We start from the raw sequence: 19285 nt of genomic DNA, 5'->3' as shown, positions 1-19285 counted from the left end.
CCGTGGCCAGGCCTGGGCGAATATATGGACGATAAGAGTCAGTATTATGGTTTCTGCATTCTTGTGCAAGTTTCGCGGCCGACTGGGATGAATGCTTCGAGACTAGTGCGGTCATCGCCAGTGGGGGAGAAGGAGGCGCTGGTTCGCAGCGAATTACCGCGGAAGACCGGTGTGTCCGGCAAATCCGGGCGACTCGAGTCGCTTCCCGGGTTGATCGGGTGGTCGTGGCGGGCGCGGTCCAGCCCTCTCGGGTGGTGCCTCGTTGTGGTGCCTTGTTCCACTTCCTAATTTGGACTGAATGTGTCAGTATGGCCGGAGTCCCGTTGAACGACCAGGATCCGAGGGAGTCGGCTGCCCGGCACGCGAGCCCGCGCACCGCGGTTTGCGCGTGTCGCGGTGCGCCCGTCTTTTCTTCGGAGCCGGTTGTCGAAGACGGATATCCAGACAGTGGATTGCCCGGCCCTGTCGGAACCCGCACCACAGTGCCGGGATCCGGACCGCAGTCAACCACTCGACAGCAAGAACGAGGTGTCCGATGAGCAAGCGTCCGTGCCTCCCCAGGCGACCATCCCGAGTTCGATAGCAGTGAGGCAGACCATGGCAACCGGAGAAGCTCACGACCTGCACACCGAGGCGGTCCTGACGCAGCAGCGGGGTAATGTCCTGCTGATCACGATCAACCGGCCGCGCGCTCGTAACAGCATCAACCGGAACGTCGCCGAATCGATCGGCGCTGCGCTCGAGACAGCCGAAAAGGACCCGGCGGTGAGAGCGATTGTCCTCACCGGGGCGGGCGACCGGGCATTCTGTGCCGGGGCAGATCTCAAAGCGTTGGCCGCCGGGGAAGATATCCACCCCGCCGGGCCTCGTGCTCGCTGGGGTTTCGCGGGGTATGTCGATCACCCCGTCAGCAAACCCACCATTGCCGCGGTCAACGGATTCGCGCTCGGCGGTGGCACCGAACTGGCGCTGGCCAGCGATATGGTCGTCGCGGCCGATACCGCCGAGTTCGGCCTGCCCGAAGTGCGCCGCGGACTGGTGGCCGCCGCCGGTGGTGCGTTCCGGCTGGCGCAGCAGATTCCGCGCAAAGTCGCCTTGGCGATGGCCTTCACCGGCGAGCCGATCTCGGCGGTGCGGGCGGCGGAGCTGGGGCTGGTCACCCGGGTCGTACCGCAGGACCAGGTCCTCTCGGTAGCGTTCGAGCTCGCCGATGCCATCGCCGACAATGCCCCGCTCGCGGTGCAGGCCACCAAACGTATCGCGGGCGGCATCACCGACGGGCATGTCGAGCGTGAGGCCGCGGACTGGGCGCGCAACCGCCTCGAAGCGGGACAGGTCCGGCATTCGCGAGACGCGCAGGAGGGCCTGCGGGCTTTCGTCGAGAAGCGGACACCGAACTGGACAGGACAATGAAACACAGCACCTCGCGATCGCCGGTGATCGCCGGTCTCGGAATGACCGAGATGGGAAAGGTCTACGGCAAGAGCGCCCGTCAGTTCGCCGCGGAGGCCACCCGGCTGGCCGTCGCCGACGCCGGTCTGCGCTTGGCGGATGTCGACGGCCTACTGGTCTCGGGTGGCGTGACCAACGATGTCGGCCTCGAGTTGCAGGTCGACCTGGGCCTGCGCGACCTTGCAGTTCTGACCCAGATGCAGGCATTCGGCGCTACCGCCGGCGCAATGGTTCAGTACGCATCGATGGCGGTGCAGGCCGGGATGGCCGAAGTCATCGTGTGCGTATTCGGCGATGCTCCCCTCGTGGAAGGGGTAGGGGCGGGCCGGGCCTATTCTGATGGTCACCGGACGCCTTCCGGATGGGCGGGCCTCCAGCGGTCGACGGGCGCCGTAACTCCGAACGTGCTGTACTCGCTGGCTGCGCGTCGCCATATGCTCGAGTACGGGACGACCTCCGAACAGCTGGGTGCCATCGCCGTCGCCCAGCGCGACTGGGCCGTAATCAATCCACTGGCGCAGATGCGTACCCCCATCACCCTCGCCGACCACCAGGAATCCCGCATCATCAGCGATCCGTTTCATCTCTACGATTGCTGCCTGGTATCGAACGGTGGCGTCGCCGTCGTGGTGACCACCGCCGACCGCGCCCATGACCTGGCGCAGCCTCCGGTTCGCGTTCTCGGATGGGCACAGTGTCATCCAGGCACAAAATTGCGTCGTAACGACGACTTCGGTTTGGTGACCGGCGCGGCCCGCTCCGGGCCGGCGGCCATGTCGATGGCCGGCGTCACCGTCGACGATATCGATATCGCCGAACTCTACGACTGCTACACCTACACCGCTCTGGTCAGTCTCGAGGACTACGGGTTCTGCGCCAAAGGCGAAGGAGGCGAGTTCGTGGCGACGCCGGGAAATATCGGCCCGGAGGGCAAGCTGAAGATGAATACCGGTGGGGGACAGCTGTCCTCGTATTACATGTGGGGTATGACCCCGCTGTCCGAGGCCGTCCTGCAGGCGCGCGGGCAGGCAGGTGCCCGGCAGGTAGACCAGCACGAGCTTGTCCTGGTCTCGGGTAACGGCGGAATTCTCGACCACCACTCGACCTTGATCCTGGGCTCGTGAGCAGGGTCGGAAGGAACGGAGGGATTCCCACATCTATGAACATTCAGCCTGTTGTCCGCGACGCCGCCACCTCGGAGTTCTTCGACGGCGCCGCACGAGGGGTCTTCCTGTTGCGCCGGTCCACGGAAACCGGCGAGGTCCTGACCCCGCCCGCAGTGCAGGACAGCGTGGGAAACACCGATCTGGAATGGGTGGAGGCTTCCGGGCTCGGCCGGGTCGTCTCATGGGCGTTCGTCCCCCGGCGGGGCGGCGGTTCGGATACCCCGGTCGAGCTCACGATCGGTGTGGTCGAACTCGATGAGGGGCCGTGGTGGTGGACCCAGGTCGTCGATATCGAGCGCGATACCCTCACCGCGGGACTACGAGTCCGCGCGGTGTTCCCCAGATCCGGGCCGACGGAAACCGACGAGTATGTCCCGGTCTTCGCGCCCACACAGGACGAGTAGGCCGTATTCGATTCGACAGGGCCGGCCTTCGTGATCGGGCCGGTCGAGCCGGCATTCCGGTCGCCGTGGTGTCCCGGCGGCACGCTTCGCTGATATCGACAACATATCCGACGAACCTGGAAAGTAGGTCGAGAATTATGTCCGATCGAACTGCCGGCGTGAAGTTTCCGTCCAAGGTCGGCGTCTGGTGGAACAGCGAGGCGTGGCCGATACGTGAGGCTCGGGACATCGCCCGCGATATCGAAGCGCTGGGGTTCGGTTCGCTGTTCATGCCCGAGGGTGGCGGTAAAGACGCGCTGGTGGAATCCGCGGCCTTTCTCTCGGCCACCGACCGGCTCGTGATCGGCACCGGTATCGCCAATATCCACGTCCGGATACCGACAGCGGCGGAGTCCGGTGGCCGCATCCTCAGTGCCCTGTACCCGGGGCGGTTCGTGCTCGGTCTGGGTGTCAGCCACGGCCCGTTCGTCGAACAGATGCTCGGGGGTGCGTATCGCAAGCCGCTGGCGACGATGCGTACGTATCTCGAACGCATGGATGCGCTGCCCCCGGAGATCGAGCCCGGTGCCCGGCCGCTCCGCCTGCTGGCGGCATTGGGTCCGAAGATGGTCGAGCTGTCCGGCGAGCACGCCGACGGCGCCCATCCGTATCTTGTGACACCCGAACAGACCCAGGTCACCCGTTCGATCCTCGGCGCCGATCGCTGGATCGTCACCGAACAAGCTGTGGCGATCGGTGGCGATTCGGATGATCAACTTCGGCGTGCGCACGACCACCTCACGATGTACTCGACGCTGCCGAACTATCGGAACTCGTGGCTGCGCCAAGGTTTCGACGAATCCGACCTGGTCACCGGTGGGTCGGACCGGTTGGCCCGCGCACTGGTCGGCACGGGCTCCGCCGATGACGCGGCCGCTGCGCTCACCGCACATCTCGACGCCGGCGCGGACCACGTCGTCGTGCAGGTCCTGACGGACACACCCTCGACCGACCCACGGCCCGCGCTCCGCGAACTCGCCAGGGCGCTGCAGCTGTAATTGCACCGGCGACCAGCGCCCGGATTGCCATCGGCCGGCGTTGAGATAACCGAGTGTGATGGCAACACTGTTGCGGGCCGCCGACCTCTCCAGGTCAGAGACGTCGGCGGCCCGTGGGCGTTGGGTCAGTGGTGTGCGGCGCGATTGATCGCGACGATTTCGTCCAGCGAGGGTGCCGCGGTGAGGTTCGCGAAATGCTCCATGAGCCGGTCACGAGTGCGGGGCGCTTCGTCCTTGTCGGCCGCTGCCAGGGCCTGCCGCAATTCAGCGGCATTCAGTTCGGTGCAGTAGGCCGGCGTCCCCGGCTGCTGTCGCCATGATTCGGCCAGAACACCGGCATCGATGGGATCGAAGCCCGTGTCGTCGACGAGCTGCATGACGGTCCGGCGTGCTCGTTCCGAATCGGCGGCAACGGGGATGGCGATGCGGCCGGGCGTCCCGGCGGGTGCACCCCTGGTCTGCTGCGTCCCCGCGAGCGCGGCGTTCCATGCCTTCACAATCGGTTTGCCGAGCTGTTCCGCGCTCCACACGCTCTCGACCTGCCCGTTGTCCACCGCCTCGACGGTGCCGTTCATCCCGGGATAGTAGTTCGATGTATCGACGATCACCGTATCGTCGGAAACCCCGGCGAGGAGGCCGGCGAGCTCGGGCTGCTTCGCGAACGGGATCGACAGGATGATGACATCCCTGTCCTGGGTCGCGGCGTCGAGGGCGACTGCGCGAGCGCCTGCCTCTCGGATATCGGAGGCGACGGACTCCGGCCCGCGGGCGTCCGCGACCAGTACCTCATGTCCGGCCTCGCTGAGCCGGCGTGCAAGGTTGCCGCCGATGGCTCCGGCGCCGATAACGGAAATCCTCATATCGTGTTCCTTCCTTCTCTCGTGTGCGGATCGCTACATGAACAGCGCGCGGCTGAGACGAACGCCGTACTCCGAGTGGGGGTTCGTCGTCCCGTCGCCGACCCTTTCGAAGATGGCGGCGACCGACAGATCACGCCGCTTCGGCAGTCGTGCGGCCTCGGCGCTCGCCAGGGCCGCCGGCATCTCGTCGCGGGTGAGATCCGTGCAGTACGCCGGTGCCCCGGGCTGCTGGCGCCACGATTGCGCCAGCGGTCCGGCATCGAAACCATCGAATCCGGTGTCCTCGACCAGCGCCATGCCGACCGCGCGTCCGCTGTCGTCATCGGCGGCGACCGGGATGGCGATACGACCCGGAGTACCCGGCGGCGTGCCTTTCAGGGCGAAGGAGACGGAGCCGATCGCGTTCCACGCCTTGACGATCGGCCGGCCGAGTTGTTCTGCTACCCAGATGCTTTCGACCTCGCCGGCTTCGATAGCAGCGATCTGGGAGTCGCGCCCCGGATAGTAGTTCGAGGTGTCGATGACGACGGTCCCGGCGGGTACGCCGGCGATCAGTGGCGCGATATCGGGCACCCGGTTCAGGGGGGTGGAGAGGATGACGACGTTCACCTCGTTCACGGCTTCGGACGCGGTCCCCGCACGTGCTCCCGTCTCCAGGACCGTGGCGTCGATCGTTTCGGGCCCGCGGGGGTTGGCCACCTTCACGTCGTGTCCGGCCGCGCTCAACTTTCGACCGAGTGTCTTGCCGATATGGCCGACACCGAGAATGCCGATCTTCATGCAGTAACTCCTTGGGTTGTTTTATCGATTTCCTCGATCGGGCAACGCTGTGCGGACGCCGTGTAGGTGCCGTGCCGGCCGAGCCGTTGGACGGCCTCTTCCTCGGATCCGGCCCTTGTGGGACCCGGACCGAATTGCGGCCGGCTCACCGCCGCCGGCGCTGGGCCTGCCGAATCACGGAGAAGCCGGCTTTGTTCCAGGCGTTACCGAACGCATACGCCGCGGTTCCGCCTCGGTCTTGCGGGTCGGCGGGTACGGCGGGTGATACTGCTACAGCTTGCTGTGTTGTTCGCGGTAGCCGTTTTCGATCAGTGTCAGGAGACGATCGAGCGCCTGCTGGTCGGCCTCGGCGGCGCCCATGGTCCATGCCACCGAGACGGCCAGGAGGAACAGGTCACGCCCGCTCACCGCGGCCCGCACCTGTCCCGTCAGCTGCGCGCTGCGCACGTACTCGTCGGTGGTGCCGATGAGTTTCTCGCAGGGCACAGTCAGCGAGTTATCCGGTTCCAGCGCCCTCGCCGCAGCCATGAGCGGTTCCGGCAACCCACTGAACGCGCTGAAATATTTCACCATCGAGCGTAGCCATTGCCCCCAGCTTTTCCAGCGCGTCGTCGAGCTGAGCGATATCGGCCCGACGTACCTCCAGTTCGTCCGAACGGGACTGCAACACCGCCGCCAGCAGCGCTTCGCGGTTCGGGAAATGCCCGATACAACGTGCCCGGCCCGACACCGGCGTCCTCTTCCAGTGACGTGCTGACCCCGAACCTCAGGAACTGACGCTGTGCCGCCTCCAGTAGAGCAGCTCGGTTGCGCTGGACATCCGCGCGCGGCCGGCGGCCCGGCTGCTCTTGGGCACCCATACGTCCTCCTGCCTGCTCCAGGGGCCACGGCGAAACGGATACTTCCTCCGGATACCTCCACAGCATAAAACGGAGGCTTCATCCGGTCAACCTCGGTGATCGATGGCGGGTTCGATACGGCGGGTCGAGTCCCTGCTCTTCCTAATTTGGACGATAGCTGTCAGTATAGGCGATGTGACGCCGGTCATCTGGCGATACGTCATCCGCGTGGTCACGACAGTGAGCAACCCCGACTTCTACCTTGCCTGGCATGACGAGGGTGGTGCACTCACCTGCACAACCTCGTGTTCTGGGCGACGTACATGTCGCTCGCCGGCCATCAGCGCGCTGCAGCGGCCGGTACCGGCGACCCGCAGATCTCGGCGGCCCTCGCCGAGACGGTAGCCGAGCTGTTGAACTCACCGAATGCGAAATTGGCCGGTTCGATGCCCGGCCCCCAGTGCCGGCGGCCGGCTGTGGCTGCCGGCGGCGCTCAACACTGTGGGCCCGGTCGATCAGCGCGAGGTCGAAATGCGTGAGGACGTCCTGTGTTACACCACGCCCGTGCTCGACGAGCCGATCGAGGTCACCGGCCATGTGTCGCTGGTGCTCCATATCGCTTCGTCTGCCCTGGATGCCGATTTCACCGGCAAGCTTGTCGACGTGTTCCCGGACGGCCGCGCGATCTATCTGACCGATGGCATGCTGCGCGCCCGCTACCGGAATTCGCTCGCCGAGCCCGAACTCCTCGAGCCGGGAGAGGTTTACGAGATCACCCTGGACCTTTCGGTGACCTCGAATGTCTTCCTGCCCGGACACCGGATCCGGCTGGAGGTATCCAGCAGCAACTACCCTCGCTTCGACCGGAATACCAACACCGGCGGAGATATCAACACCGAGACCCTCGACCAGGCTGTCGTCGCGGTCAACCGTGTGCTGCACGGTCCGGAACACCTCAGCCGGCTGGTCCTCCCGGTGATCCGCCGCTGAGGCTCGGACCGGGTCGTCCCCCACGATGGCGCGGGTGCGCCGGATCGGTGCTCGCACCGCCGCCGGGGCGGGCATCGATAATCGGAGCCGGGTTCGGCTCCGTAGCTGCTGGTGAACTGCATGCACAGGATCATCTGTGGATGCGCCATGGTTGCTTACGGAGGGCCGGCATCGGCGGAGGTCCTCCGTCCGCTCCGATGTCCGGGTCTACGGGTCTACGGGTCGACGCGTCGGCCGGCGGTGAGGCGCGTCCGCAGTGTTTCGATGATGCGTGCTTTGGTGGTGGAGTCGATGCGGTCACTGGTGGCCGCATACAGGGTCACGTCCGGGATCGGGGGTAGCGCCTCGATACGGCTGATCCCGTCCGGCGGCGGGCCCAGCCGCGGTAGTGGGGTGACCCCGAGGCTGTGCCGCGCGGCGCTGAGCACGCCGGTCAGATCCGGGCACTCCTTCACGACCTGGTGCGGGGCTTTCATCAGCGACGCGAGCGCTTGGTCCCGCACGGCGCACGGGCGAGTGAAGAAGATCAGCCGGTCGAGGGGGGCGTCGTCGGTGCCGAACCATTGCAGGGGGAGATCGGCGATAGCGAGGCTTCCGCGAGCCGGCCGGGTGAGCATCAAGGCCACGTCGGCGCGGTCGTCGTGAACCAGATCGCGCACATGGGCGCTGCGCGTCAGGCGCAGCCTGACCTCGTGACCGGGGTGCAGGGCATTCAGGGTGGATACGACACTCGGTACGAGGAATTGCGCCGCGTGTTCGGTCGCGGCGACCAGGAACTCGCTGTCCCCGGGGGGTGCGAGGGCGTGGATCGCGTCGTCGTGGTGCGTCAGGATCACCCGTGCCCGGGCGACTAGTTCCTCGCCGTCGCTGGTGAGTCCGATTCCTCGTCCCTGGGCGGTGACCAGCCGGGTGCCGAGTGTTTTCTCGAGCTTGCGCAGGTGGTTGCTGACGGCTGACGGGGTGAGGTGGAGCGCCTCGGCGGCTCGGCGCACGCTCGAGAATGTCGCGACCGCGACCACACTGCGAAGTTGGGGGATGTCGAGAGTGGCCATAGCGCCAGTATGCCGCAAGACTGTTCACGTTTTGTGAACGGTCTTGCGGCGGCCGTGCTCGGGGCCGATTGTGGAGCCATGTCCACCAGCACACCCCGTCTGTCGGCGCGACTGGCTGTTCCTACCGTGCTGCTGTACGCGGCCGGCTATCCGCTCGGAACGGCGACGGTCGCGGTCATGTCCCCGTTCCTGGTGATCTTTCTGCGTTTCGCAGGTTCGGCGATTATTCTCTGGGCGATCGTGGCCGCCCGCAGGACGGCGCTGCCGTCGCGGCGGCAGGTATTGCATGCGATGGTGGCCGGGTTGATGACCCAGGCGATGCAGTTCCTCGGATTGTATTGGGGTTTGGCCCACGGAGTTTCGGCAGGATTGGCTTCATTGGTCATCGCGCTCAACCCGGTGATCACAGCCGCCCTGATGGTAGCGGTGACGCGCCATCGTGAGTCGCGTAGAGGAATGTTCGCGCTCGTGTTGGCGGCCGCCGCGGTATTGCTCGCCTGCGCGCCACGGATTGCCGCCGACCATCAGATGGGGATCGGTATTGCGGCGGTAGTGATCGCCATGCTCGGTTTATCGGCCGGCGGTGTGTATCAAGGTCGCTTCTGCGCCGATATGGACCCTTGGCTGGTCACCGCACTCGGTGTCACCGCGGCCACTCCGGTCGCTGGTGTGGCGGCGGTCTTCACCGGCCCGCAATCCTCGGACTGGCCGCACGCTCTGCTTCTGCTGGCGTGCATGATCGTCGCCACTTCCGTTGGTGCTACCACGCTGTACTCGGCCGCAATCAAGAGGGCGGGGGCCCGCGCGGCCTCCATCCTGTTCGCGGTCATCCCGGCCGCGGCGAGTGTTATGGCGTGGGCCGCGCTCGGGGAGACACTCTCACCACTGGCCGTTGCGGGTCTGGCCCTCGGCGCCGCGGCGTGCACAGTGCAGGCAAGTACCGCTGTATCCCGGCCGGGCCACCGCGACCAACAGCCTTTTTCCGACCAACCGTTGCCGGCTACTCGTTGAGCTCAACGGACTCGCCCAGACCGAACAGGTGAAGGTTCGCCGCGGGCATCAAGTACATGGACGTCTACCAGCGCACCGGCGTCGTGCCTCACGCCGGAGCTGTGTCGGGCGCGGCATGGTCCGAGAGTTTTGCGGCCGTGGAGAGAATCAGCGCTGTACTGCGAGTGTCCTGACGGAACGGCATGAGAGACAACGAAAATCGGTCGGACCGCTCCCGACAAGGGCAACACATGACGCATCGGCGCGGATTTGGTCGGTCGGGCTAATCCGGGGATCCGCTGCCCGGTCGGTACTGGGAGGCGTCCCGGTACGCGGACGGCGGCATCCCTCGCCACCGTTTGAAGGCGATCGTGAAGCTGGCTGCGTCCGTGTAGCCCAACGTCCGGGATATCCGGGAAATGGAATGGTCGGAATTCGAGAGCAGATCGCAGGCGAGGTCGCACAGGGTCTCGTCGCGTAGCTCGGCGAAATCGTGGCCTGCGAGTTCGAGCTTGCGCTGCAGAGTGCGCGGTGAGACCTGCAGCGTGGCAGCCACATTCGGGAGTTTTCTGTTGAGCGCCGGCGCGGCCCTGATGGCTTTGGCGACGGTGTCGGGCCAGTCGCCGGTCGCCCGGAACGAGTCGAGAACTTCGGTGTCCGCTTTGATCCATGCCGCGTGCTGGAATGCGTTCCCGAAAGGGAGTTCCTCTGTCGATATCACGGGATCCCACCACAGCCGCAATGTCTCCGAGCCACATTCGACCACGTTGCTGGAGACGTAGGTCAATGCTTCGGGCGAGACTTCCGGTAACGGGAATTCGATGCGAGTGAACGGGAATCGGCCGCCGTAGAGCCACTCGAATGAACGGCTGGTGACATAGAGGTCGCGATATGCGCTGAACGGGATCAGCTCTTTTGCGGTGTCGGGGTAGGTGAACTGGACACCTGTCACCGTGCCATCGGATGTCCGGAGCGCCCCGATCTCGAGAAGTCCGGGCGAGTAGTCGACTGCGTTCACCGCTTCGACCCAGGACGCAATGGTCGGCGCGGTAGCGAGGGCCATCCCGCGGGCGCCGACCGTGGCAGTGGTGTAGGCCCGCGCGGCGCGTAGCCAGAGATCGACGCGATCTCTCGTCAGCGTGACGAACTCGAGTTGAAAGGCGAGCTCCTTCTTCGCCGGAATGGTGCCACCCGGGCGGTTCACGGCATCGGGGTCGATCTCGGCATTGGCGAGTGCGGTACGCCAGTCGAGACCCGCTTCTTCGAGAATTCGGCGCAGCGCGTGGACGCTGAAGTTCGCGACACGAAGGTTCTGATACGAGTTCAGCTTCACTGCTGCCTCCTTACGTGGGGTCGGCGGCCGCCGCTCGACAGCGCTGTCGAAACGGCAGCTCCGGCAGGCATCGGAAGTCCCGCCAGTACGTTTGCATCCTGCGCCATCACCCGATATCGGGAGCCGTTTGGCGCGTTATACGGCTTTGTTGGCGTCGAATGCCGTGCCGTTCCGGTGCCACGGCTCCCCGCCTGAGCCGTGGCGAATGTGAGCCGCCGCTCGAGATGATCGTGGCGCCGCCTGGAACGCTGCCGTCAGAACTGTCGCGCCGCGACGTCGGGACGATGCGAGGCGGCAAGTAGCTCGCGCAGGCGGTCGGCCGGAACGGGGGCTCCGGGATCGGCGAGGTAGTCCGCGGCGAACCTGTCCTCGTCGGCGGCGTAGATCGGGGTGTACGCCCCGGACTCCGGTTCGAACCTCCAGGATTCGGCGAGCGTTCCCGCGTCGACGGTGTCGAAACCGAGCGTGTTCACGATCGTGGAGACCCGCGCCTTCGCCTCGCTGTCGTTCCCGGCGATCGGCAGCGCGGTACGCGGGGAGGAGTGAGCCAGGTTCGGGATGTGGTGGAAGAGAATGTTGTTGAACGCCTTGACGATCACCGTGCCCGGGAGTAGCGACTGCTCGTACTCGGCCGTCGCGCTCTCCAGGGAGTCCAGCTGCTCGATGCGGCCATCGCGATGAGGATAGTAGTTCCCGGTGGAAAGGACCGTCCTCCCGGTGAAGGCGTCGACGGGCAGTTTCGGGTACGCGGCCAGCGGCACTGCCAGGACCGGGATGTCACCGAACTCCGCTGCCGTGCGGACCTCGCCGGCCTGGGCCCGGGAGCCGAGTTCGTCGATCAAGTCCGTGAGCGACTCCGGTCCCCGCGAGTTCGCGATGAGGACGTCGTAGTCGGCGGCGACGGCGAGCCGTGCGACTGCCGCTCCGATCGATCCGCTACCGATGATTCCAATGCGCTTCATGGTGCTCTCCTTGCTGTTGACGAGTGTTCAGGCCGGCACGAGGCGTGACTTCCCGGCTATCTGTTGTCGGTGATGTCTGTTGGGTGGGTCGTGCGTGTGGTCGACTCCCACCCGCTTCTGAGGAGACCGGCCAGGGCCGCGGCAGACGCGTCGTCAGCCATGGCCGCACCCCGTGCCCAGGTCGCGGCCAGAGCGGCCAGGAAGAGATCGCGGGCCCGGATCCCGCTGCGGGCACTCCCCTCGCGCTGGGCGGCGTGCAAGAACTCCTCGGTTGTCGTAATGAATCCCTGGCATGTCACGGCCAGCGGAGAAGGGCTCTTCATCGCCGCGCGCAGGGGCTCCGGCAGCCCGTCGAATGCGCCGGCCCACTCGGTGAGCGCGTCGAGCCAGCCCTCGAGTGCGTCGGCGGCGTCGGCCGACCGGGTGCGGAGTTCATCGCGCCGGGATACGAGCGCCTCGTCGCGCGCGGCGAGTAACGCGGCGAGCAGCGTTTCCCGGTTCGGGAAGTGCCGGTACAAGGTCCCTGCGCCGACGCCGGCCTGTTTCGCGATCGCGTCGAGCGAACCGTTGATGCCGTGCTCGGAGAAGCACCGCTCGGCGATAGCGAGGATGTGATCTCGGTTGCGTTGGGCATCGGCCCGCGGGGCACGAGCCCCGCTCGTCGCGCTCTCAGGCATGGCGGTCACCTCAAGTTGACTAAACGGAGAGTGTCTCCGTAGGCTTCCAGTATAAGTGGAGACTACCTCCTCTTATGTCCTGGGCGGGGACAACCCACACTCAGCGCGCAGCCGACAGCGACCAACAGCCCGGATTGCGTACGGAAAGAGGACATGATGGACAGGCAGATGATCATCGGCATGCATCTGGGCAACGGGTACGGCAACCTGCCCGGCGCCTGGCGTGCCCCGGCGGTGGATCCCACGAGCTATACGAGCTTCGACGCGAAAGTTCGGCATGCCCGAGCAGCCGAGCGTGGAAAGCTCCAGTTCCTGTTCCTGCCCGACGGCCCCAGTCATGTCGGTGATATCGAGAACGAGCCGCCCAACTTCAATCTCGATGTCATGGTTACGCTGGCAGCCGTTGCGCGCGAGACGAGCCGGATCGGCCTCGTCGCCACCGGCTCGACCACCTTCAACGAGCCGTTCAACCTCGCGCGACAGTTCAAAGCACTCGATGTCATGAGTCATGGTCGGACGGGCTGGAACGCCGTCACGTCCAGCGGCGAGGACGTCGCGGCCAATTACGGCAAACGACTGCCGTCCAGCCCCGAACGCTACGGGAGAGCGCACGAGACGGTCCAGTTGGTGCAGGCTCTGTGGGGCAGCTGGGGAGAGACCGCATGGGTGCACGACAAGGTGACGGGCCGCTTCGCGGACGCCGAGAAAATCGCCCCGATAAATTTGGGCGGCGAGTTCGTCGCCTCGCGCGGGCCGCTGCACATTCCACCCTCCGAACAGGGGCAACCCGTCGTCTTCCACGCCGGAGGAAGCGCGAACGCCCTCGAGTTCGCCGGCCGCTGGGCCAGCGCCGTCATCGGAGCGGCCTTCACGATCGACGACGCGCGTGCCCAGCGTGCCGCGTTCCGCCTCGCCGCCGAACGCGCCGGGCGCAACCCGGACGAAATCAAGTTCTTCGCCGGCCTGATGACGACCATCGCAAACGACAGGCGGGAAGGCCTTGATCGCCGCAGCACGTTGAGCGGCCGAACATTCCCGCAGCGCGCGTCCTACCTCGGACGGATGCTCGGCCTGCGGCTCGACCCCGCACGGCTCGACCGCCCACTATCCCCGGAGCAATTGTCCGCGGCCCGGCCGTCACCGGGCGACCCGCGCTCGGTCCACGCACTGAAGATCGCGCGTGAAGGCTGGACCCTCCGCGACGTTCTCGCGCACGGTGTCATCGACTACCACCCAGTCATCGTCGGCCCGGCCGCCGAAGCCGCCGACCACATGCAGAAATGGTTCGAGGCAGACGCTGTCGACGGCTTCTGGGTCTCGCCGGACATATACGAGGACGGGGTCGACGCCTTCGTCGACGGTGTCGTGCCGATCCTCCAGGATCGCGGGCTGTTCCACCGCGAATACGACGGCGCCACCCTGCGCGGACATCTGGGCGCCCCGACCCAATACGGAGTCGATCCGCGCGTCACGCGGTGACCGCGATTGCAGGTCATCTCGGTCGCTCCCTCATGCGCCGGAGATCGGCGCGCGCGATGACCGGTCGGCTTGTGGAGCGGTCCCGGGTGCAGGTGTCCGCATGGCAAGCAGGCGTGGCGATCTCGACCGCGCGTGAGCAGAGTGTCGCCGAGCGTATTGCGCAATGGTATGCGAACCGCGGGATCGGCACCTGTGTTTCACCCTTCGATGAGGTGATGCCGGGGTGCGGACGGCGTCGAACCGGTGCCGTCCTGCGTCTTGGGTCCTGCTCGCCACGCCGACATCAACGCGTTCAGTAGCGTGCGCTTCAGCCAAGCTGCTTGGTGTCGGTCGGCTCGGCGGGGCTGCAGCGCTTCGTCGAGCTTTTCGAGGAAGCGACGGCGATCGACGCCGAACGCGACGATAAGTTCTTCGCAGTCGGCACCGCCGAAGGGAGCCCAGCCGATAGCGTATTCGACTATTCGCGCCGCTTCCGGATCGACCGATAGTACGGAGCGGAGGAACCTCAGTTGGCTGAAGGATGAACGGACCCAGTACGAGCACGTGGTCTCATTCGAGCCTGTTTCCTCCGCTCGCTTCCGCTGCGGCTGGTTCGGCGACGTCGATGTCCCGGCATGTCGTGAATAGTTGCGGTGTCGGATTTGTGAATTCATGAGTTTCCCTGGAGAAGCCGGGTCGGCCTTAGGTGTGAGGGGACAGTGACGCGGCCCCATATGCGGCACGGTCGAATATCAAGGAGCGAGCCGCCCCGTTGTGCGACGCATCGTGGTCGGACGATGCGATCTCGAATATACTGACACAATTCGTCCAAATAGGAAAGGTTTCCTTGGCGCCGAACCCACCGGTTTCGAACCACCATGGCGATCGCCGGGCCCGATGTCGGCGTCCGTGGGGGACGCCGCTACTCTCGCCTACAAAGAGGTGGGTGTGCGCCGGTGAGGCCGCCCCACGATCTCCCACCTGCCGTCGGGTTACGGAATCGCTTTCCATCCATCCCTGGGCCTCGGCCCTGGCGGCCGAGCGGAGAGTCGACCCGCAGCTGCGCTTGGTCGAGCCGCGCGGGTTCCTGCGCGGCCCTCGCCGCAACTTCATCGGTGGATCGAGGCTAAGGTTTCGAGAAGGGGTGTCCTGGCTTCATACCCTGAGAGCGCCGCGTCTTGTAGGCCTGTCGCAGTATCTTCTGATGCGCCCGGTGCGGCAAGTCTGTTCTGCGCGTATCGGTTTCGGTGCGGGGTCATAGCAACCTGATCTATCATCGGTCTAGACAAGTTGTCGGCTGGGGTGCGGAGGCGACGGGGATGACCACTCTCGAGGATCTGTTTCTCGATGCGATCGAGGACGCCAGAAATACCCGGACATGGCCGGCCGCGATTGATCTGCACGAGCACACCAAGACACTGGTCAGCGAGTTCGGGAAACGGCAGGGCCTGTATTCCGCCGACGAGCGGCTCGCGCTGATGAAGCTGCGCAATGAGACGCTGACCAAGGTCCGCAGTGCCGTGTATCGGACAACGATCGACCGTGACGTGGCCGCGGCCGCCGAGGATCGAGAACGTCACGTGGCAGAACGCGCGGAACGACTGGACACGCTCGACCACGAACTCGCTGAGGCCGAGCGCGAGCTCGAAGCTCTGGACCGGGGAACCTCCCGCAGCATTCCGGGGCACCCATTCGAGGGCCTGACCGGGACCGCCATCTTTCGCGGGCGAGGGTCCCGCGGATACGAGCGGGAGCGCTAGATGAACACGAGACTCACCTGCCGCACCCGAGAGGCCTTGTAGTCATGACGGCGATGGATGAGCGTGAGACCCGTCGAGGCAGTCTGTGGACGGGCGAGGACTACCAGGAGTTCTTCGCCGCGCTGGCGACAACCGCAACCGATCAGGAGATCGCCAACCAACTCGGCCGATCACCGGGGGCGGTGCGGGCACGCGCGCGGTTCGTGTTGCTGGACGGTTATACCGGTGCCGTCGCGATACGCAAACTGCGGAAGATGGTTACCGACCCGAGTTTCGACGGCCAGGCCCTGGCCCGCGAGGCACATGCCGCCAAGGGCTATCCGTTCTGGGATCAAGCCACCGACGAGCAGTTGATCTTGGCCTGGGCGCAGTCACCGCCCGCGAGTATGGCCTCGCTGGTGGAGCGGTTCGGTGTGCAGGAGCAGGACATCGCACGCCGTTGTATCAGGCTGGGGCTGACCACCTCCACCACGGAGGTCGCTGACCACCTCGGAGCCGAACCCGGAAAAACCCTGGACATCTGGGCGCGCATAGCTCGCGACAGCGCGACCGTGGCGGTCGGTGTGCTGGTCGTGACGTCGAGCACGGGTGCGGTGGTGCACCTGTCACTGCATCCGGATATCGACGCGGCAGCCAGGGCATGCCGTGAGCTGGACGAGTCCGGTCTGATCGATGCGCCGGCGGTGTGGACGATCGCGACCCGCATTGTCGGCGAAGGCTCGATCAGGGAAACCGCTGCCGGGGCATGGCCCGATCGCCACCGGCTGGGAGAGATCAGCGAGCCGACGGACGGACCCACATTGGCCGATCCGATCCGCAACGGCGGTCGCCCTTGGTGGCGGTTGTTCCGGCGCTGACCCGCTACGAGCGCTCGATCCACTTTGTGAGGGCAGATTCTAGCGCTGGGCCTGTATTCAGTCCTGCGTCGGTGGCGGCCGGTTCGAAGTGTTGGATCAGTTCGAGTCTGAGGATCCACAGGAGCGGCGAACGAGACCCCGAGAAGATCGTTCAATTTGCCGCTGTGGAACATGGCCGACCAGCCGTCGTATCCTTCTCCATCTCCAGGTCGTCCCATCGTATGTTCCCCGGTGTGACGCCGATTGACCGACCAGGCCGTATCCGAGCAGGTAGCGGCTGAGATGGTGCAGCGCAAAATTGTGCTCGAAACCTTCGGAGGTCACTCTTCGGTAGCTGCGGAAGAATCTCGCACACAGTACGAGTGTGTCCAGAGCCGGGAACCGATTCCTGATCTCCTCGACAACTCGCAGGTTTTCCGAGACCAGGCCGAGGTCCGCCTCGATGAAGAAGGCATTCGCCCCCGACCCCATCCGGTCTGCTTCCTCGAGGAAGCGGCGGCCCTTCGCGGCATCGCGGCCGATGATGACCACGCGGTCGCCCCGGTCGAGGTAGCTCGCTGCCAGCTCTCGACCGATGCCCGCGGTGCCACCCGATACAACCCTGGTTCTCGAGCCGTCCTCCTCTGCCCGATGCTCACAGCTGCTGCGCGGTGTGCTGCGAAGGTGTTGTGGTCTCGCGCGATCGTGTCGTCGCGGAGTGCATCCGATAGGCCACGATCGTTGCCGGAATGATGATCAGGACCATGGCCAGGAAGGTGTCGGAGAATGCCGCGCCCTGATCGCTGAAGTGCAGCGGGTTGATGGCCGCACTATCGCTGTGCTGGCGTGCTGTGAGCAGTACGCCGAACAGGGCCGGACCCGCGCCGGCCCCGAGGAATTGGGCTCCCTGGAGGATCCCCAGGCCGACACCGACCTGGTCGGGAGGCAGTACGCCCGCGGAAGCGTTGATGAGGGGGGTGATGACGAGCACGAAACCGACACACAGGCCGAGTGCTCCCGCGCCGGCCGGGACAACAGACGTGGATCCGGCGGATATCGACAGGAACAGTGCGGACAGGCCCATCACCGCCAGGCCGGTCAGTGCCAGCGCGCCGGTGCCGATGCGATCGGTAAACCGGCCGATCAGTGGTGAGAACGCCGCGACCGCGATCCCGGCGGGAATCATGACGAGGGCCCCTTGGCCGGGATCGAGATCGTTGACGTCGATGACCAGGAGCGGAACGAAGACCAGACCGCCCAGATTGACCACCATGGCCAAGAACGCGACGACGACCGCGGATCGGTAGGTCCGGTTGGCGAAGAGTGCGGGCGGGACGAACGGATGTGCCACCTTCACCGTGCGCCGGGCGAACAACCCCAGCGCAACGACGGCGACGAGGAGGCTGCCCCAGGTGGTGGGCGCGCCGATTCCGGCGGCCTGGGCCTGGGTCATGCCGAACAGGGCCAGGCCCGCGCCGACGCCCAGTAGGACACCACCGATGATGTCGAAACGGTTCGCGCCCGCCGGTGTGTCGCCGGGCAGCATCCGCCACGCCGCTGGAAGGAGAACGAGCGCGAGCAGGAACATGAGCCAGAAGAGCGCAGGCCATCCGAGCCACTGGCCGATTCCGCCGCCGATGGCCGGGCCGGCCGCGGTGCCGATGCCCGAGGCGGCGGAAACGACGCCGATGCCCATTCCGCGCTTGGATTCCGGCATCAACCTCGTGACCGCGATGATCGACAGCACGGGTAGTGCCGCGGCACCGCCGCCCATGACGATCCGGCCGATCACCAGGACCGGCAGATCCGGGGCGAGTGCGCAGACCAGACTGCCGGCGGCGTAGATCAGCAGGGCGGAGCAGAACAGGCGCCGCAGACTCACCCTGTCGGAGATACGTCCGTAGAACGGAATGCCGATCGAGAACACCAACAGGTAACCGGTGACGACCCAGGCCAACTGGGCCTCGGATGCTCCGAATTGTTCGCCCATCGAGGGCAGCACGAGATTGACCATGTCGGCTGCGATGACCGTCGCGAGCATCGACGTCATCAGCACCGCCAACAACGGTATCGACGAAGAACTGCGAACAGAGGTGGTCGACGTTGCCGTCATCAATGTTTCCTCCCCATATTTACTGATACCAATGCAGTTGCAGTTGAGGTATGAGAAAGGCGGAGGGTGCCCTCCGCCGTGGCTCGATCAGTGCTGTTGTGTTGCGAGTTCGCGCTCTTTGGCGAGCACTTGCCGGACCAGGTGCGCGATTGTCGTGCGGCCGAGTTGTTTCTCGATGGCCGCCTCGGCGTCCTGGAATTCCTTTTCGAGGAGCGCCTGCATATGGCGGCCCACCTCGCATGCGTCGCTGGCCGGATGGGCGTGTCCCGACAGAATCGGCCTGCGCTCGACCGCGGCGAATGCGTCGCACAGAGTGATCGTGTGCGCGGCGCGAGCGAGAACCCAGCCGCCGCCGCGCCCCTCGGTGGACTCGACGAGACCAGCTTCGCGCAGGCTGCCGAGGATGCGGCGCACCAACACCGGATTGCTCGCGAGACTCTCGGCGATTTCCGCGGAGGTGAGCGTGCGATCGTCCCAGCGCGCCAGCATTGTCAACGCGTGGGTCGCGACCGCGCTTCTGCTGCTGAGTCCCACTCCGCCTCCTCGGTGGCCGCACTGCTGCCGCATCTGCCGAAC

At 65.8% G+C, this 19285-nt stretch carries 18 protein-coding genes and 2 pseudogenes; 9 read left to right on the top strand and 11 right to left on the bottom strand.

Going from position 1 to position 19285, the window contains the following annotated elements; all coding sequences use genetic code 11:
* Positions 1–597 precede the first annotated feature (597 nt).
* From AB0F41_RS01160 to AB0F41_RS01145, 4 genes are all read left to right on the top strand, one after another.
* Complete coding sequence (locus AB0F41_RS01160; protein ID WP_357420650.1) at positions 598–1413, top strand: crotonase/enoyl-CoA hydratase family protein; 816 nt, start codon at positions 598–600, stop codon at positions 1411–1413.
* Complete coding sequence (locus AB0F41_RS01155; protein WP_357420649.1) at positions 1410–2576, top strand: thiolase family protein; 1167 nt, start codon at positions 1410–1412, stop codon at positions 2574–2576. The genes AB0F41_RS01160 and AB0F41_RS01155 overlap by 4 nt, the downstream gene beginning before the upstream one ends.
* Positions 2577–2611: 35 nt before the next feature.
* Complete coding sequence (locus AB0F41_RS01150; protein WP_357420648.1) at positions 2612–3022, top strand: OB-fold domain-containing protein; 411 nt, start codon at positions 2612–2614, stop codon at positions 3020–3022.
* A 137-nt stretch (positions 3023–3159) separates the two neighbouring features.
* Entirely contained in the window at positions 3160–4059 is a 900-nt protein-coding gene (locus tag AB0F41_RS01145; RefSeq protein WP_357420647.1) for a TIGR03620 family F420-dependent LLM class oxidoreductase, read from the top strand.
* A gap of 125 nt (positions 4060–4184) precedes the next feature.
* Here AB0F41_RS01145 and AB0F41_RS01140 read toward each other — a convergent pair.
* The 3 genes and pseudogenes from AB0F41_RS01140 to AB0F41_RS01130 all read right to left on the bottom strand — a co-directional run.
* Positions 4185–4922, bottom strand: a pseudogene (locus AB0F41_RS01140) (NAD(P)-binding domain-containing protein); the annotation flags it as partial.
* A gap of 30 nt (positions 4923–4952) precedes the next feature.
* The gene (locus AB0F41_RS01135; protein WP_357420646.1) at positions 4953–5699 is read right to left on the bottom strand and encodes an NAD(P)-binding domain-containing protein; all 747 of its coding nucleotides are present in this window, start codon (positions 5697–5699) and stop codon (positions 4953–4955) included.
* Between the two features lie 270 nt (positions 5700–5969).
* Positions 5970–6641: a hypothetical protein gene (locus tag AB0F41_RS01130; RefSeq protein ID WP_357420645.1), complete on the bottom strand. Its 672-nt coding sequence runs from the start codon at positions 6639–6641 to the stop codon at positions 5970–5972.
* A gap of 323 nt (positions 6642–6964) precedes the next feature.
* Here AB0F41_RS01130 and AB0F41_RS01125 point away from each other — a divergent pair, with 323 nt between their 5' ends.
* Complete coding sequence (locus tag AB0F41_RS01125) at positions 6965–7528, top strand: CocE/NonD family hydrolase (RefSeq protein ID WP_357420644.1); 564 nt, start codon at positions 6965–6967, stop codon at positions 7526–7528.
* A gap of 215 nt (positions 7529–7743) precedes the next feature.
* Here AB0F41_RS01125 and AB0F41_RS01120 read toward each other — a convergent pair whose 3' ends face one another.
* Positions 7744–8580 (bottom strand): LysR family transcriptional regulator, encoded by an 837-nt coding sequence (locus AB0F41_RS01120; RefSeq protein WP_357420643.1) that lies wholly within the window; start codon positions 8578–8580, stop codon positions 7744–7746.
* A gap of 78 nt (positions 8581–8658) precedes the next feature.
* Here AB0F41_RS01120 and AB0F41_RS01115 point away from each other — a divergent pair, with 78 nt between their 5' ends.
* Positions 8659–9591 (top strand): DMT family transporter, encoded by a 933-nt coding sequence (locus AB0F41_RS01115; protein WP_357420642.1) that lies wholly within the window; start codon positions 8659–8661, stop codon positions 9589–9591.
* Positions 9592–9853: 262 nt separating this feature from the next.
* Here AB0F41_RS01115 and AB0F41_RS01110 read toward each other — a convergent pair whose 3' ends face one another.
* From AB0F41_RS01110 to AB0F41_RS01100, 3 genes and pseudogenes are all read right to left on the bottom strand, one after another.
* The gene (locus tag AB0F41_RS01110; RefSeq protein ID WP_357420641.1) at positions 9854–10903 is read right to left on the bottom strand and encodes a helix-turn-helix domain-containing protein; all 1050 of its coding nucleotides are present in this window, start codon (positions 10901–10903) and stop codon (positions 9854–9856) included.
* Positions 10904–11157: 254 nt separating this feature from the next.
* Positions 11158–11868, bottom strand: a pseudogene (locus tag AB0F41_RS01105) (NAD(P)-binding domain-containing protein); the annotation flags it as partial.
* Positions 11869–11921: 53 nt separating this feature from the next.
* The gene (locus AB0F41_RS01100; RefSeq protein ID WP_357420640.1) at positions 11922–12542 is read right to left on the bottom strand and encodes a helix-turn-helix domain-containing protein; all 621 of its coding nucleotides are present in this window, start codon (positions 12540–12542) and stop codon (positions 11922–11924) included.
* A gap of 153 nt (positions 12543–12695) precedes the next feature.
* Between AB0F41_RS01100 and AB0F41_RS01095 the strand changes: the two genes are divergently transcribed.
* Positions 12696–14021, top strand: coding sequence for an NtaA/DmoA family FMN-dependent monooxygenase (locus tag AB0F41_RS01095; RefSeq protein WP_357420639.1), 1326 nt, complete (start codon positions 12696–12698; stop codon positions 14019–14021).
* Between the two features lie 197 nt (positions 14022–14218).
* Here the strand turns inward: AB0F41_RS01095 and AB0F41_RS01090 are convergent, their stop codons facing one another.
* Positions 14219–14674, bottom strand: coding sequence for a hypothetical protein (locus tag AB0F41_RS01090; protein ID WP_357420637.1), 456 nt, complete (start codon positions 14672–14674; stop codon positions 14219–14221).
* Positions 14675–15319: 645 nt separating this feature from the next.
* On the opposite strand from AB0F41_RS01090, the gene AB0F41_RS01085 reads away from it, so the two are divergent.
* Both AB0F41_RS01085 and AB0F41_RS01080 read left to right on the top strand, forming a co-directional pair.
* Positions 15320–15760 carry a hypothetical protein gene (locus AB0F41_RS01085; RefSeq protein WP_357420635.1) on the top strand — a complete coding sequence of 147 codons (441 nt, stop codon included), beginning with the start codon at positions 15320–15322 and terminating at the stop codon, positions 15758–15760.
* 53 nt (positions 15761–15813) lie between these two features.
* Complete coding sequence (locus AB0F41_RS01080) at positions 15814–16617, top strand: hypothetical protein (RefSeq protein WP_357420634.1); 804 nt, start codon at positions 15814–15816, stop codon at positions 16615–16617.
* Positions 16618–16713: 96 nt separating this feature from the next.
* Here AB0F41_RS01080 and AB0F41_RS01075 read toward each other — a convergent pair whose 3' ends face one another.
* The 3 genes from AB0F41_RS01075 to AB0F41_RS01065 form a co-directional block, all read right to left on the bottom strand.
* The gene (locus AB0F41_RS01075; RefSeq protein ID WP_357420975.1) at positions 16714–17325 is read right to left on the bottom strand and encodes an SDR family NAD(P)-dependent oxidoreductase; all 612 of its coding nucleotides are present in this window, start codon (positions 17323–17325) and stop codon (positions 16714–16716) included.
* On the bottom strand, positions 17252–18709 hold the full coding sequence (locus AB0F41_RS01070; RefSeq protein ID WP_357420633.1) for an MFS transporter: 1458 nt from the start codon (positions 18707–18709) through the stop codon (positions 17252–17254). Before AB0F41_RS01070 ends, AB0F41_RS01075 begins: the two co-directional genes overlap by 74 nt.
* A gap of 87 nt (positions 18710–18796) precedes the next feature.
* Complete coding sequence (locus AB0F41_RS01065) at positions 18797–19243, bottom strand: Rrf2 family transcriptional regulator (protein WP_357420631.1); 447 nt, start codon at positions 19241–19243, stop codon at positions 18797–18799.
* Positions 19244–19285 lie beyond the last annotated feature (42 nt).

Origin of the sequence: Nocardia sp. NPDC024068 (genome assembly GCF_040638875.1) — a bacterium.
Taxonomy (GTDB): Bacteria; Actinomycetota; Actinomycetes; order Mycobacteriales; family Mycobacteriaceae; genus Nocardia.
Note: the sequence above shows the minus strand (reverse complement) of the source record. Positions and strands in the feature narration are given on the sequence as shown.

Excerpts from the sequence above, each read along its gene's own strand:
- AB0F41_RS01120 (WP_357420643.1), bottom strand. The coding sequence starts at position 8,580 with ATGGCCACTCTCGACATCCCCCAACTTCGCAGTGTGGTCGCGGTCGCG.
- AB0F41_RS01095 (WP_357420639.1), top strand. The coding sequence starts at position 12,696 with ATGATGGACAGGCAGATGATCATCGGCATGCATCTGGGCAACGGGTAC.
- AB0F41_RS01125 (WP_357420644.1), top strand. The coding sequence starts at position 6,965 with ATGCGAAATTGGCCGGTTCGATGCCCGGCCCCCAGTGCCGGCGGCCGG.
- AB0F41_RS01150 (WP_357420648.1), top strand. The coding sequence starts at position 2,612 with ATGAACATTCAGCCTGTTGTCCGCGACGCCGCCACCTCGGAGTTCTTC.
- AB0F41_RS01070 (WP_357420633.1), bottom strand. The coding sequence starts at position 18,709 with ATGACGGCAACGTCGACCACCTCTGTTCGCAGTTCTTCGTCGATACCG.
- AB0F41_RS01085 (WP_357420635.1), top strand. The coding sequence starts at position 15,320 with ATGACCACTCTCGAGGATCTGTTTCTCGATGCGATCGAGGACGCCAGA.
- AB0F41_RS01130 (WP_357420645.1), bottom strand. The coding sequence starts at position 6,641 with ATGAAGCCTCCGTTTTATGCTGTGGAGGTATCCGGAGGAAGTATCCGT.
- AB0F41_RS01160 (WP_357420650.1), top strand. The coding sequence starts at position 598 with ATGGCAACCGGAGAAGCTCACGACCTGCACACCGAGGCGGTCCTGACG.
- AB0F41_RS01155 (WP_357420649.1), top strand. The coding sequence starts at position 1,410 with ATGAAACACAGCACCTCGCGATCGCCGGTGATCGCCGGTCTCGGAATG.
- AB0F41_RS01090 (WP_357420637.1), bottom strand. The coding sequence starts at position 14,674 with ATGAATTCACAAATCCGACACCGCAACTATTCACGACATGCCGGGACA.
- AB0F41_RS01135 (WP_357420646.1), bottom strand. The coding sequence starts at position 5,699 with ATGAAGATCGGCATTCTCGGTGTCGGCCATATCGGCAAGACACTCGGT.
- AB0F41_RS01115 (WP_357420642.1), top strand. The coding sequence starts at position 8,659 with ATGTCCACCAGCACACCCCGTCTGTCGGCGCGACTGGCTGTTCCTACC.
- AB0F41_RS01080 (WP_357420634.1), top strand. The coding sequence starts at position 15,814 with ATGGATGAGCGTGAGACCCGTCGAGGCAGTCTGTGGACGGGCGAGGAC.
- AB0F41_RS01100 (WP_357420640.1), bottom strand. The coding sequence starts at position 12,542 with ATGCCTGAGAGCGCGACGAGCGGGGCTCGTGCCCCGCGGGCCGATGCC.
- AB0F41_RS01145 (WP_357420647.1), top strand. The coding sequence starts at position 3,160 with ATGTCCGATCGAACTGCCGGCGTGAAGTTTCCGTCCAAGGTCGGCGTC.